We start from the raw sequence: 13,041 nt of genomic DNA, 5'->3' as shown, positions 1-13,041 counted from the left end.
GAAGTCCATCAAGAAAGGCCCCACAATGGGAGCCTTTGGGCATGATAGCAGGTATCTCCCCGCCCGCGTGTGTTTTGTTTACGGGGCGTAACGGGCGCTCGGCCACGGGGGCTGCGGGCGCAGGACGTGGCATGCCGGAGGCGGAAAGCGTCTCGCTGAGAGGGCTCGAGGAAACGCGAAAGAGCCCCTTGCAGCAATGGGGGGAAGGGGGCTGCAAGGGGCTTTCGGAAAACGAGAGTATTCCCGTTATTCCTCGACGATGCGCTCGACGTTGCCGCACTTGCCGAAGGCGCCGTAGTGGTGGCGCAGGTTGCCGTCGACCTTGAAGTGCGCGCCGTAGCGGGTGTCGGCGACCATGCTGCAAGAGTTGCTGCACACGCTCATCGGCTCATCGGTGAAGAAGCGGTGATGGTCGTCGAGGTCGAAGTAGTCCGGGCAGCCGGCGATCTTGCCGTCGTAGGTGGCGTACTGGCCGTATTGCTCGCAGAGATCTTCGATGACCTGGCTTTTTACCGCACGAACATAGCGTCCTTCGTAGGTGGTTCCCTCGCCTGCCGCCTTCGCAGCCGCCTCGTCGGTCACCTCGACCGCATGAAAGCTCATGTGACGGAAGTCCTCCCAGCCCGCTTTGCGCATGGTGCGGCGGAAGTCCTGGTCATAGCCTGTTTCCGCCAAAAGCCCGCCCGCGATGGCCGGATCGGCCTTCTGCTCGGGGTCGAGGCGGCGGTTGCAGAACACGTCGAACTCGTAGAACTCGCCGCCCTCCTTCAACACGCGATACACTTCCGAGAGCACCTTGAGCTTAAAGGGGCTATGCGACACGGCGCAGTTGGCGATGACGACGTCGACCGACTCATCGGCGATGCCCGCCGCGGAGAGGTCCTCGATGGTCGCGTTCACGAAATGAACGTTCGACTTCGCAAATCCGAACGCGTGTGCAATCTGCTCTTTCGCCTCGTTGGCCTTCTCCACGCCGTGCGCGCAGCCCTCGATGGCGATGACCTTGCCAGACTCCCCCACAAGCTTCGAGGCGACGAAGGCGTCGCGGCCGTCGCGGGCGCCGAGCACCACCACGGTGCAGCCGTCGAGCATCGGCGGGAACGGGTAGCCCGGAAGCATCTTGCTCTCGCGCATGTGCTCGGGCAAAAGCGCGAGCGCCTCGGCTGCTTCAGCGGAAGGCTCAAGGCCCTCGATGGAAATGATGTCACTGAGTTTTTTCTCCGCGTAGTAGTCGAGGATCGTCTGCATGATCTCGTTCATTTTCTTCTCCTTACGTCAGCAAATATGCGAAAAGCCGCAGCGGAATCGAGCTCTCCGCTGCGGCCGTGATCGAGCTTGGGCTTATGCCTCGAGCTTCTCCTCGTCCTTCTTGAGGTGCATCGGCTTCAAGATGTAGCGATACGCAAGTGCAGCGACGATACCGCCCACGAACGGGCCGACGACGTATACGCAAATGGTGTCCATGATGTTGTTGCCGAAGCAGATGGAGCCCCAACCTACGCATGCGGCCCACAGGCGCGGCATGATGTCGCGGGCAGGGTTCAGGCCAGCGTCGGTCAGCGGGCCGATGACGTTGATGAGCACGGTGATGGTGAGGCCGATGAACAGCGGAGCGATGAGCGCGCTCGGCTTGCCCTTGTTCTCGTCGGAGGTCAGGCTCAGGATGACAAGGCAGAGAATGAAGACGCCGAAGCCCTCGGCGAAGGCGCCGACCATCATGGGCACGGTGCCGTTCGCGGTGTTCGGGAACACTTCGCACCAGATGGTGGCAGCGCTGCCGATGGAATTGGTGGACATGGTGAGGCCGTTGTTGGAGAGGTTCTTCGCAACAGAATCGCCGAACATGACCCACAGCGCGCCCGCAGCGAGGAAGGCGCCGGCGCACTGGCCGAGCAGGTAGGCGGGAAGATCGCGAACCTTCATCTTGCCGGCGAGGATCATCGAGATGGAGACTGCCGGGTTGAAGTGCGCGTCGGAGAGGTTGCGCGTCACGTAGATGCCGATTGCGATGGCGAGGCCCCACACGAGTCCGACCTGGCCGGGGCCGGTAAGCGCACCGAACAGCGTTGCCACGGCGACCGCGCCGATACCGAGGAAGCACATAAGGAAGGTACCGATGAGCTCACCGGTGAATTGCCTTGCGAATTTCATGAGTTTCTTCTCTTTCGTCCTATTCGAATTGAATTCCGACAGCAACGCCCTATCGGGGCGCAATCCCTCGGGCGTGTATTGTGATGATATTATTAGACACAGTCAAGTAAGTTCTTGAAAATATTCGGGGACGAATGTAACTATTGCACCTCGTCGAATATCTGCTTGACTTTACGTGACTTTTACCAAAACATCGCTATAATTTCATACGCATTCTCTCGTTTTCTACTGCCGAATCCCTCAAATGACAGCAGTAGCAGGGGAAACGATGCTGTTGCAACTATTTGCAGTGAATCGAGGCCCTAGAGAGAGGGTAAAAAGAAGTGAACATTAACAGACGCTCATTCCTCAAGGCGAGCGCCTTGGGGTTGGCTGCGGTGGCCGCGACGGGGGTGACGCCGTTTACCGCCGTAGCCGATGAGTCCCACAAGCCGAACCAAACCGGCAAGTGGACCGCAACCACCTGCCAAGGGTGCACTGCCTCCTGCCCCGTGAAGGTGTATACGCAGAACAAGCGTATCCTCCGCATCACGGGCAATTGGAATTGCACGGCGACGGGCGGCAAAATCTGCCCGAAGCCGCATCTCGCGATCCAGCAAGTCTACGACCCCGACCGCATCAAGACCCCGATGAAGCGCACCAACCCCGAGAAGGGGCGCGGCGTCGACCCGGGTTTCGTGCCGATCAGCTGGGACGAGGCGTTAGACACCATCGCCGACAAGCTCATGGAGCTCAAGAAGAATGGCGAAACGAAGAAGCTCGCCTTCCAAAAGGGCCGCTCCACCGGTGTCGGCGACGTCCTCTACAAGAAGTTCAACATCCTGTTCGGCACCCCGAACTACTTCGGTCACGGCGACATCTGCGCCGAAGCCGAGAAGATGGCGAACTGGGCGACCGAAGGTACCTTCTCGTACCACAACTACGACCTTACCAACACGAAGTGCTTCCTTATGTGGTCGACCGACCCCATCTCGTCGAATCGCATGTCCGGCTGGGCATCGAGCGTGTGGGGCAAGGTCATGGACGGCGCGAAGATTTACGTGATCGACCCGCGCCTGTCCGCGACCGCCGCGAAGGCAGACAAGTGGCTGCCGATCATCCCCGGCACCGACGGCGCGCTGGCCTGTGCGATCGCGCACGTCATCCTGACGAAGGGTCTTTGGAGCAAGAAGTTCGTGGGCGACTTCAAGCAGGGGCCGTGGAACTACGAGCTCACCGACAACTACAACAACAAGACGAACCTGTTCAAGGCCGGCGAGACCGTCGACGAGTCCAAGTTCGAGTACAACCAGGGCTACGGCCTTGTGCGTTGGTGGAACCTAGCGCTCAAGGACGCCACCCCCGAGTGGGCTGCCGACATCTGCGGCATCGAGGCGAAGGATATTACCGAGGTTGCCACGCAGTTCGGCAAGTACGGTGACGCGAGCTGCTCATGGCAGTCGCCGGGTACGAACATGCAGGTCCGTGGCGTGTACGGCGCCATGGCGGCGAACGCGCTCAACGGTTTGGTCGGCTCCATCGAGACGAAGGGCGGCGTGTTCAGAAGCGCGTCGGCCTCGACGGCAAGCCTTCCCGACCACAACCACTTCCGCGACGGCAACGCCCGCAAGGCCGCCAAGATGAAGGCGATCGACGGGCGCATCCGCAAGGACTTTCTGAACTATAACGGCAAGGCGATCCATTCCAACGAGACGTCGAGCCGGCTTGCCGACGTCATCTTGCAGGAAGACGGGCACTACGAGGACGGCAGCTATGAGATCAAGATGCTCATCAGCTACTGGTGCAACTACTGCTTCAGCTCCACCGGCGCGCAGCGCTTCGAAAAGGCGTACGCGAAGGTGCCGTTCTACGTGAACATCACGACGATGCCGTCGGAGTCCGCCATGTTCGCTGACATCCTCTTGCCGGCGAAGCACTACATGTTCGAGCGCTGGGGCTTCATGAAGGCAAGCCAGGGCCTCTACAGCTACATCTCGGTGCAGCAGCCTGTGATCACGCCCTTGTGGGACACCAAGGCCGACGAGACGGAAATCGCATGGGAGCTCGCCGTGAAGCTCAAGGAGCGCGGCTTCTCGAACATCTACAACTACTACTCGAAGGCCTTCTGCGACCCCGAGACGGGCAACTGCCCCACCAACGCGGCCGAGTTCGCCGAGATCGCGGTGAAGATCATGACGGCGCCCGCCTGGAACGGCAAAAACGCCAAGCAGGGCACCGACCTCGGCAGCTGGCGCAACTTCTGCTCGAAGGGGTGCTTCAACTCCAAGAAGATGGGCTACAAGAAGCATTGGGGCAGCTTAGGGCACGACACCGGCAAGTTCGAGTTCTTCTCCGAGAGCTTGAAGACCCTGCTCGAGCAGGTGGCGACCCAGTACAAGTGCGACGTGAACTCCGTTGTGGAGTCCATGGGCTTCGAGGCGCGCGACGGCTTGGCCTTCGTGCCGCACTACGAGACGCCTGTGCGCTACGGCGACGAGAAGACCTACCCCTACATCTTCGAGGAGCACCGCGCGCGCCTGAACCTGGAAGGGCGAAGTGCGAACTGCGTGGGGTATCAGGAGTTCAAGGACACCGACCCTGGTGATGTGGCCTGGGACGACGTCATCAAGATCAACCCGTCCGACATGGAGGATCTGGGCCTTAAGACCGGCGACACCGTCGAAGTGACCTCCCCACAGGGCTCCATCACCGTCCACGCGAAGGCGTGGGAGGGCACGCGCCCGGGCGTCGTCATCAAGGCGTACGGCCAGGGGCACTGGGCCTTCGGTCATGTTGCGGCCGCCGACTTCAAGAACTTCAAGCCCCGCGGCGGCAACAACAACGACATCCTCCCCTGCGACTGGGAGCGCTTGAGCGGATCGACCGCGCGTCATGGCGGCCTGACACGCGTGAGCATTAAGAAGGTGGGAGCGTAATGAAGACGCGCTATATCATGATCATCGACCAGCACAAATGCGTTGGCTGCGCCGCGTGCGAGATCGCGTGCAAGATGCACAACGAGGTGCCGACCGGGGTGTTTCTCACCCACCATATCGCTTCCACGACGGGCAAGTTCCCGAAGACGAAGTACTCCTACAAGATCACGATGTGCAACCATTGCACGAACGCGCCGTGCGTCGAGGCGTGTGCGACGGGAGCTATGCACAAGGACGAGTACGGGCTGACGGTGGTCGACTACGACAAGTGCATCCGCTGCGGCCTGTGCGCGACGGCGTGCCCCTACGGGCAGATCACGCCGGCGCCGGAGAACACCGCGGCGTCCGACATCGCCGCCGTCGAGCCTGCGATCGAGGGGTGCACGCCCTCGGGCGCCGAGCTCAAAGAGGCCATCGGCGCGGCATACCCGTGCCATGACCCCATCTTGGACGACTACGACCTGCCGATGGTGGAAGTTGGCGCGCCGCTCAAGTGCCAGATGTGCAAGCAGCTCGTCTACAACGGGGACAATCCCTACTGCGTGGACGCCTGCCCTGCGGGTGCTCGCGTGTTCGGCGACGTGGAGAACGTGTACGACTCCACGCTCTACGACCTGATGCAGTCCTACAAGATGGACACCCTTCTGCCCGAAGAGGGCACCGAGCCCGCCGTGTACTACATGCGCGAGTTCCACAAGACCTGGTAAGACGTATCATTGCACGTACCATGAGGAGGCAGGGGCGCATTTCGCCCTTGCCTTCTTTGCGCGAAATCGGCGAGCAGACACAGGAGAGACGACACCCATGAGCAACGACATCGCAGCAGACGAGCTCATCGACGAGGCGCCCGAGGAAGCCGCGCGCCTTGCCGTGGAGTGCCAAGCGCCCGCAAGCGCACCCGAGGCTGAGGACGAGGACGCCTACGCAGCGCGCCCCCTTCCCCACGTTGCGCCCGCAGCGCTTCTCGAAGGGCTCGCCCGCCTGTGGGACTATCCCGAAAGCGGCGATTCCGTAAGCGCAGAGCTTGCGCGCATGAGGCAGGATGCGGCGCTTACGAGATACGAAGATGCCCTCTGCGGCCTCGAGGACGCGTTTTGCGCTTACGAGAAATCGACGGAGACGGTTGTGGGCGCTCACCTTTCGCAACTCGACTACACGCGCCTGTTCATCGGCTCGTTCAAGATGTACGCCCCGCCCTATGCCTCCTACTACCTCGACGGCGCCGACCAGATCTTCGGGCCGACCGCCGTCGCGGTGGAGGACCTCTACGCCCAGTTCGGACTGGAAATCAAGTCCGACGAGCACGACATGCCCGACCATATCCGCTACCTGCTCGTATTCATGTCGCTTCTCGCGCGCGCCTTCGAGCAAACGGGCAGCAGGGATATGGCGCTCGCCTACGAGGATTTCAAGCAGGAGTTCCTCGACAGTTGGAGCGCTGAGTTCTCCGAGAAAGTCCATACCTACACCGAATACGCCTTCTACCCCGCTCTCGTCGATTTCACGTTGGCGTCGGTGTAGAGTCGACATGTTTCGAACAACGGACCGAGGAAGGTAATGAAGGGTCGATCTGCTCGCATGGCGCTCGACGGCGCCCTCACCATACTGCTCATCGCATCGATGCTCGCGCAGCTCACCGGCGTCATCGCGCACGAGATTATAGGCGTCGTGTTTCTGATCGCCGTCGTCGCGCATATCGTGAACTCGTTCTGGTGGATGAAGACGGTCGCGCGGCTGGTCGAGAACGCGCAGGTGAAAGGGGGCCAGCTCGCGCTGTTCGTCGTTGCGGTGCTGCTTGGTGTCACGGTTGCGCTGCTCGCAGTCAGCTCGGTGCCGATCAGCCGGCTGCTCTATCAGGTGGGGCTTGCTCCCAAGGTCATGAGCAGCATGTGGCTTGCCGTTCACAAGGTGAGCGCGTTTCTGCTGTGCATCCTCGCCGTCGTGCACCTCGCGATGCACTGGGTGAGTATCTTAAAGCACCTGAACATCCCCTTCGACCCGAGCAAGCGCAAGGCGATCGGCTTGGGGGTGAAGGCAATCTCCTGCGCCGGCATCGTGGCGCTCGGTGTCGTCGGATTCAACTCGCTTGAGCTGTTCGCAGGGTTGGGCGAGAATGCGGACGGTGAAGGCTCACGGGAGGGCTCGACGTCTCAACCTGCGTCGGGCAGCCAGGCCTCGAGTGCGAGCACGCCCCAAGGCGAAGGGTCGCCCTCGACCTCGGGCGCGTCCGAGGGCCTGGCCTCGGCATCGTCGTCGAGTGCATCCGCCGATGCCCAGCCCGCAAAAGTCCAGGCCGACGCCGGGGACGGAGAAGCCGGCTCTTCGGAAGGCGACGCCGAGGCGCTGTGCCCCCTGTGCCGCAAGCACTGCCCGCTTTCCGACCCGCAATGCGACAAGCCCTATCTCGCGGGGCTCATCGCTTCGTAGCCTTACTATCGTCAAACCCGTTCGCGCAAAGGATTCCCATGCAACACGTTTTCCTGCCCACCATGCGCCGATTCGCCGCGCTCGCGCTCTGCGTTCTTCTCTCGTTCGCTTTCATCGGTTGCGCGAATGAGGAACCGGCTGCCCAGACGAAGCCCCAGACCCTCGAGATCGGCGAGAACAGCGGCGACGTCTATGCGCTTTCGCTCTCGAACAGCTCGGGGAAGTCGGTCGTGAGCATGGCGGTGAAGCTTCCCGGCAACGATTCCTTCTCGGCGAACCTCATGAGCTCGGAGGCGCACTTGAAAGACGGCGAGGATGCCATCGTCTACATTCCCCGGCAGGCGAGCAACGAGGGCGCGTACGTCATCGACCTGAAGGTGGTTTTCGGAGACGGCGGCGTGAGCGTGCTGCACCACCTTGATTTAGAGGAGTTCGGCGCGGCAACGCTTCTTCTCAACGGCAAGATCGGATACGTCACCTATCAGGGCAAAACCGCGAACCGCATGGTTTCCACGCTCGATTTGCAGACGTATTACTATAACTTGGAGGATCCCACCGCCGCCGCGCGCGACAAGGCCGAGGAAGAGGAAGAGAAGCGCCGCTTGGAAAAGCTCGAGGAGGACTTGAAGGCGACAGACGAGCAGCAGTCCGCTGACGCGAGCACCTCGACTGATGGTGCGAAAGCCGCGACCGAGGAAAACGGGCAGACGCGGGTGACGACCGACGACACGCAGGGCATGGACATCGAAGACGATCCGCTCGAGGTCAGCCACGAGGATTCGAGCGAGGATTAACATCCGAGGCGCAAGATGCTAAGGGGAGGCTCAGGCTTTGGTGCCCAGGCCTCCCCTTCCCGTTTGCGCTTGGCTCTGGAATCTGGCGGCAAAGCGCTTTCCCTCGTCGTCGGGCGCGCAATCGTCGCGCCTTAGCGAGGCAGGAACGTGTTGAGCTCGCGGTCGAGTTCGGGCAGGTGCTTCGCCGAAAGCCCCGAGACAAGCTTGCCGCGTGCCATGACCATCTTCACCTGGCGCAACGCCTCCAAGTTGTCGAGCGGGTTCTCGTCGAGCACGATGATGTCGGCGGCCTTGCCCACTTCGATCGACCCCGTTTCCTCGCCCAGCCCTAAGATGCGCGCATTGCCGAGCGTGGCGGTGTGGAATGTGAGCTTGCGCGGGGCGCCGACGATGCGCTCGAAGTACACGACCTCGCGCCACATGTCGTAGTGCGTGACGTAGGGGCATGCCGAGTCGGTGCCGAGCCCCACGGGGATGCCCGCTTTGAGTGCCGCCTGCGCCGCGTGGACGATTCCCTTGTAGACGATGTTGCCGTTGATCTTCTGGATTTCGGTCGAGTGGGTCTTTTCGGGGTCGAGCTCGACGAAGGGAAGCGCAGGCGAGACCGTGCAGGTGAGCGACGACTTTCTGCCGACACCGTTTTCCTTGAACAGCGCGATGAGCTCGGGTGTGAGGTCCGCGCCGTGCTCGATGGTATCGACGCCCGCTTCAAGCCCCACGCGCACTCCTTCCGCGCTTTCAATGTGGGCGGCGGTCGCCATGTCGAGCTTGTGCGCCTCGTCGACCGCCGCCGCTGCGATCTCGGGCGACATGCGCAAAACGCCCGGCTCGCCTTCCTTCTCCGCATCGAAGACGCCTCCGGTGATGAACAGCTTCACGAGGTCGCATTTGCGCGCGAAGCAGTCGCGGACGATCTCGCGCGCCTGCTCGGGGGTCTTAGCGATATGGGCGAACAGCCCCGCGCCATGGCCGTTCGGGACGGTGACGCCGACGCCTGAGGTGAGCAGGCGCGGCCCGGGGTACTTCCCGGCGTTGATTGCGTCGCGCACGTCCACGTCGGCAAAGCCCGGGTCGCCCACCGAGCGCACGGTAGTCACGCCGCTCGCAAGCTGCTGCTGCGCATGCTTTTTGATGATGCGCCGCAGGTACCACATGCCGATCGGGTTTCCCACCACCTTGTCGATAAGGTCGCCCGCAGCACCTGCGCTCGTCGGCTTGCCCGAGCCGCAAAGGTGCACGTGCAGGTTCACAAGGCCGGGCGCAAGGTAAGCTCCCTTAAGGTCGATTTCTTGAGCGTCTACAGGCGGCACGATTTCTTCCGCAGCACCGATCGCCACAATTCGGCCCTCGTCGTCCACGACGACGGTGGTGTTGGGGCGCGGCTCCATGTCGGCGGTGCCGTCGAGGACGGTTGCGTGGGTGAAAACGTAGGCCATGGGATTCTCCTTAAGAGCGCGGCTGCTTGAGGTTTCACCTATTGTATCGTGCGAGGTCTCGAATTACACCCCATTTGTTGAATATTGCGCTCACGCTTGCTCGCGCCCGTCGTTTCGTTTCCTACGACTTGGTAAAAAAGGGTTTACGGCGCGCCCTTTGGCTCCTTTCAGCACGTGCGTTCGGTTACAATCGAGGCGATATATTGATTCACGGAAAGGCAGCCCGATGGCTTCTTCAGATAACATGGCCGATCAAGTTGCAAATGCTGCGCAAAACGCCGTGAAGTCGAGCGATTTCAGCGACCTTCAGTCGACCATCGAGCGTGTTGCCGGCGCCGCCGCTGAGAGCATCGGCCGCGGGATCGCGCAGGCGTCTGATGGCATCCGTCGAGGTCAGGAGCAATACGCGCTCATTCAGGAACGAAAGCGCAAAGAGGAGCTCATGAACCTGCGCTATGCGAGCGCCACGACCCAGCGCGGCGGCGGCATAGCGCTTGTAGTCGCAGGCGTCGCCGTCGGAATCCCGCTTGCCGCCATAGGGCTTATCATGCTCCTCATCAAGCTTGCGGCTGCCGTGCCGTTCATCGCCGTAGGCGCCGTGCTCGGCAGCGCGCTCGTGTTCGCGGGTACTCGAAAGATTCGTCTCGCGGGTGCCTTCGATCGTTACCGCAACGTCATCGGCCTGCGCGAGTCGTGCAGCGTGAAAGAGCTTGCGCAGCGGGGCTCCGAGAGCGTCGCGGACGTGCAGAAGAACGTGAGGAAGATGCTTGCGAAGGGCATGTTCAAGCAGGCGACGCTCGATGAGGCCTCGGGCCTGCTCCTCATGACCCCCGAAGCCAGCGAGAGCCACGAGCGCGAGCTTGCCGAGGCGCGCCGTGCTGAACGCCAGCAGGCGCTCGTGCAATCCGCCGGCTCTAAGGAAAGCGCCCCGCTCACCGCCGAGCAGCAGCAGCTCTTAGACCGCGGAAAGGCGTTTATCGCGCTTATCCGCGAGGGCAACGAGGCTATTCCCGATGAGGAGATTTCGCGCACGCTCGACCGGATCGAGCATGTGGTCACGGCCATTCTCGACGCCGCTGCCGAGAACCCCGAGCTCATCGACGATCTGGACAGGCTTCTCGACTACTACCTGCCCACCACGGTGAAGCTGCTCGAGACCTACCGCGAGCTTGATTCCCAGCCGATCCAAAGCGACAACATTGTCGACTCGAAGCGCGAGATAGAGAAAGCGCTCGATAGCTTGAGCGTCGCGTTTGAGAAGCTGCTCGACTCGCTTTTCCGCGACGTGGCGACCGATGTGTCGTCAGACATCACGGTGCTCCGCACCGTGCTCGCGCAGGAGGGTCTCACCGAAAGCCCGTTTGACAAGGCCCGATAGCCAAACCTCTACCGAAAACGGGCGAGCATGCGCCCGTAAGGAACCGAAGAAAGGTATCGTCATGGAAAACAGCACCGAATCGAAGGCAACGCCCGAGCTCACGCTTACGCTTACTCCCGAGCTCGACGATGCGCCCGCTCCTGTTCTTTCCGCCCAGCCGGTGGAGAAGCTGGCGAAAAACGAAGGCGACCTCGCCCTCGACGACTCCATGCTCTCCGATGACGAGAAGAAGATGGTTGAATCGTTCTCCGAGCAGATCAATGTGCGCGACTCGGCCGCCATCATGCAGTACGGCGCCGGCGCGCAGAAGAAGATGGCCGATTTCTCCGAGTCGGCGCTCGAGCGGGTGCGCACAAACGATTTGGGCGAGGTGGGCGACCTTATCACCGGCGTCGTCAACGAGCTGCGCGGGTTCAATGCTACCGAGGAGAAGGGGCTGTTCGGCTTCTTCAAGCGCGGCGTCGACAAGGTGCAGTCGCTTCGCACGCGCTACGACAAGGCTGAAGCGAACGTCAACAAGATCGTTGACCAGCTGAAAGACCACCAGATGACGCTCGTGAAGGATGCGGCGACGCTCGACAAGATGTACGAGCTGAACCTCACGTACTTCAAAGAGCTCACGATGTATTTGCTCGCGGGCAAAAAGAAGCTCGCTCAGGTTCGCGAGGGCGAGCTCGTCGAGCTTGTCGAGCATGCCCGCGCCACCGGTCGCGCTGAGGACGCCCAGGCTGCGCAGGACCTCGAGGCCATGTGCACGCGCTTCGAGAAAAAGCTTGGCGATCTGGACCTCACCCGCACCATCGCCATGCAGACGGCGCCGCAGATCCGCCTCGTGCAGAACAACGAGATCACGCTCGTCGAGAAGATCCAGACCACCATCGTGAACACCATTCCGCTGTGGAAAAGCCAGATGGTGCTCGCGCTCGGCATTGCGAACGAGGCTGAGGCCGCCCGCGCGCAGAGCGCTGTCACGAACATGACGAACGACCTGCTCAAGAAGAACGCGGAGATGCTGCACACCTCGACTGTCGAGATTGCCCGCGAGTCCGAGCGCGGCATCGTCGACATCGAAACGCTCAAGAACACCAACGAGACGCTCATCAAGACCTTCGACGAGGTCATGCAGATTCAGGCGGAAGGCCGCCAGAAGCGCGCCGAGGCCGAGGCGGCGATGCGCGAGATGGAGGCCGAGCTCAAGCAGAAGATGCTCGAGATCCCGCGCGTGTAACGTCAGGGCTATGCGAGGGGGTGCGGGCGCGTAACGCAAAAATGCGCGGGGGCGCGGGTAGCGCGTGTTCCCCGCGCCTCTTCGTCAAGAAGCTTGCTGACAGCAGGAAGCTTGCTTGCGGGAAATCGTTGCATAGCAGTCGAAATCCGCTGTGCTGCCGACGTCGGCAGGAGCGTGATCTCGATCGGGCGATAAGGATTATCGCCAGCAACTTTGTGCCGCTGTTCGAGGAGTCTAAATGGCAACACCATACCTAATATGGTCAGGTGTTGACATTTAGGTCGCAGCCTCTAAGTGCCAGGAACTTGTACCCCGGCTTTTATTCTATTCATGGGCGTCTTTGGCACGAAATCTGGGCATATTCGTCAACGAGAGCAGCGACAGAGGCGGGTGCCCGCAGGACACGAATGCCCGGTATTACCCGCTTGCGCTTGCAATCTACAACCAGTCGAATAGCATAGCCGGCAAGAACGGCCGATTCGAATCGGGTGTTCTTTCTCGATTTTGGCTTGCCGTGGACAAAATCGGTCGATATGTGAGGAGTTGCAGACGGAAAACTTTGTGATGAAGTTTCTGACCTGCGGAAATGCGCCCGGTGAGCCCGCCGATGGCTTCTTCTGCCTCCGAACGGCTCACATATCGGAACTGCGGCAAAAAGTTGGACCGGTCGAACCGGTCGGAGCGGAGGCTGCATTGTATACAGACGAGGATA

Annotated in this window: 11 protein-coding genes; 7 read left to right on the top strand and 4 right to left on the bottom strand. The window is 61.4% G+C overall.

Annotated elements, in window-relative coordinates:
• Positions 1–246: 246 nt before the first annotated feature.
• Positions 247–1,260: a methyltransferase domain-containing protein gene (locus Q0I65_RS09180; protein ID WP_296062764.1), complete on the bottom strand. Its 1,014-nt coding sequence runs from the start codon at positions 1,258–1,260 to the stop codon at positions 247–249.
• A gap of 81 nt (positions 1,261–1,341) precedes the next feature.
• Positions 1,342–2,151, bottom strand: a complete 810-nt coding sequence (locus tag Q0I65_RS09175; protein ID WP_296062762.1) for an MIP/aquaporin family protein — start codon at positions 2,149–2,151, stop codon at positions 1,342–1,344.
• A 323-nt stretch (positions 2,152–2,474) separates the two neighbouring features.
• Between Q0I65_RS09175 and Q0I65_RS09170 the strand changes: the two genes are divergently transcribed.
• The 5 genes from Q0I65_RS09170 (at position 2,475) to Q0I65_RS09150 (ending at position 8,287) form a co-directional block, all read left to right on the top strand.
• Entirely contained in the window at positions 2,475–5,066 is a 2,592-nt protein-coding gene (locus Q0I65_RS09170; protein ID WP_296062760.1) for a molybdopterin-dependent oxidoreductase, read from the top strand.
• Entirely contained in the window at positions 5,066–5,773 is a 708-nt protein-coding gene (locus Q0I65_RS09165; protein WP_296062758.1) for a 4Fe-4S dicluster domain-containing protein, read from the top strand. The genes Q0I65_RS09170 and Q0I65_RS09165 overlap by 1 nt, the downstream gene beginning before the upstream one ends.
• A 97-nt stretch (positions 5,774–5,870) precedes the next feature.
• Positions 5,871–6,587: a molecular chaperone TorD family protein gene (locus Q0I65_RS09160; RefSeq protein ID WP_296062756.1), complete on the top strand. Its 717-nt coding sequence runs from the start codon at positions 5,871–5,873 to the stop codon at positions 6,585–6,587.
• A gap of 36 nt (positions 6,588–6,623) precedes the next feature.
• Entirely contained in the window at positions 6,624–7,493 is an 870-nt protein-coding gene (locus Q0I65_RS09155) for a DUF4405 domain-containing protein (protein WP_296062755.1), read from the top strand.
• 38 nt (positions 7,494–7,531) lie between these two features.
• On the top strand, positions 7,532–8,287 hold the full coding sequence (locus tag Q0I65_RS09150; protein ID WP_296062754.1) for a hypothetical protein: 756 nt from the start codon (positions 7,532–7,534) through the stop codon (positions 8,285–8,287).
• A gap of 131 nt (positions 8,288–8,418) precedes the next feature.
• Here Q0I65_RS09150 and Q0I65_RS09145 read toward each other — a convergent pair whose 3' ends face one another.
• Positions 8,419–9,723, bottom strand: a complete 1,305-nt coding sequence (locus Q0I65_RS09145; RefSeq protein WP_296062752.1) for an amidohydrolase family protein — start codon at positions 9,721–9,723, stop codon at positions 8,419–8,421.
• Positions 9,724–9,949: 226 nt separating this feature from the next.
• On the opposite strand from Q0I65_RS09145, the gene Q0I65_RS09140 reads away from it, so the two are divergent.
• The gene (locus Q0I65_RS09140) at positions 9,950–11,101 is read left to right on the top strand and encodes a 5-bromo-4-chloroindolyl phosphate hydrolysis family protein (protein ID WP_296062750.1); all 1,152 of its coding nucleotides are present in this window, start codon (positions 9,950–9,952) and stop codon (positions 11,099–11,101) included.
• Between the two features lie 61 nt (positions 11,102–11,162).
• Positions 11,163–12,329, top strand: coding sequence for a toxic anion resistance protein (locus Q0I65_RS09135; protein WP_296062748.1), 1,167 nt, complete (start codon positions 11,163–11,165; stop codon positions 12,327–12,329).
• Positions 12,330–12,767: 438 nt separating this feature from the next.
• Here the strand turns inward: Q0I65_RS09135 and Q0I65_RS09130 are convergent.
• On the bottom strand, positions 12,768–13,041 hold a 274-nt coding region (locus Q0I65_RS09130; RefSeq protein WP_296062745.1), incomplete at its 5' end, for a hypothetical protein.

This window comes from uncultured Ellagibacter sp. (assembly GCF_934643285.1).
Taxonomy (GTDB): Bacteria; Actinomycetota; Coriobacteriia; order Coriobacteriales; family Eggerthellaceae; genus Ellagibacter.
This window is presented reverse-complemented; position numbering and strand designations above follow the sequence as displayed.

Excerpts from the sequence above, each read along its gene's own strand:
- Q0I65_RS09160 (WP_296062756.1), top strand. The coding sequence starts at position 5,871 with ATGAGCAACGACATCGCAGCAGACGAGCTCATCGACGAGGCGCCCGAG.
- Q0I65_RS09165 (WP_296062758.1), top strand. The coding sequence starts at position 5,066 with ATGAAGACGCGCTATATCATGATCATCGACCAGCACAAATGCGTTGGC.
- Q0I65_RS09180 (WP_296062764.1), bottom strand. The coding sequence starts at position 1,260 with ATGAACGAGATCATGCAGACGATCCTCGACTACTACGCGGAGAAAAAA.
- Q0I65_RS09155 (WP_296062755.1), top strand. The coding sequence starts at position 6,624 with ATGAAGGGTCGATCTGCTCGCATGGCGCTCGACGGCGCCCTCACCATA.
- Q0I65_RS09135 (WP_296062748.1), top strand. The coding sequence starts at position 11,163 with ATGGAAAACAGCACCGAATCGAAGGCAACGCCCGAGCTCACGCTTACG.
- Q0I65_RS09150 (WP_296062754.1), top strand. The coding sequence starts at position 7,532 with ATGCAACACGTTTTCCTGCCCACCATGCGCCGATTCGCCGCGCTCGCG.
- Q0I65_RS09145 (WP_296062752.1), bottom strand. The coding sequence starts at position 9,723 with ATGGCCTACGTTTTCACCCACGCAACCGTCCTCGACGGCACCGCCGAC.
- Q0I65_RS09140 (WP_296062750.1), top strand. The coding sequence starts at position 9,950 with ATGGCTTCTTCAGATAACATGGCCGATCAAGTTGCAAATGCTGCGCAA.
- Q0I65_RS09175 (WP_296062762.1), bottom strand. The coding sequence starts at position 2,151 with ATGAAATTCGCAAGGCAATTCACCGGTGAGCTCATCGGTACCTTCCTT.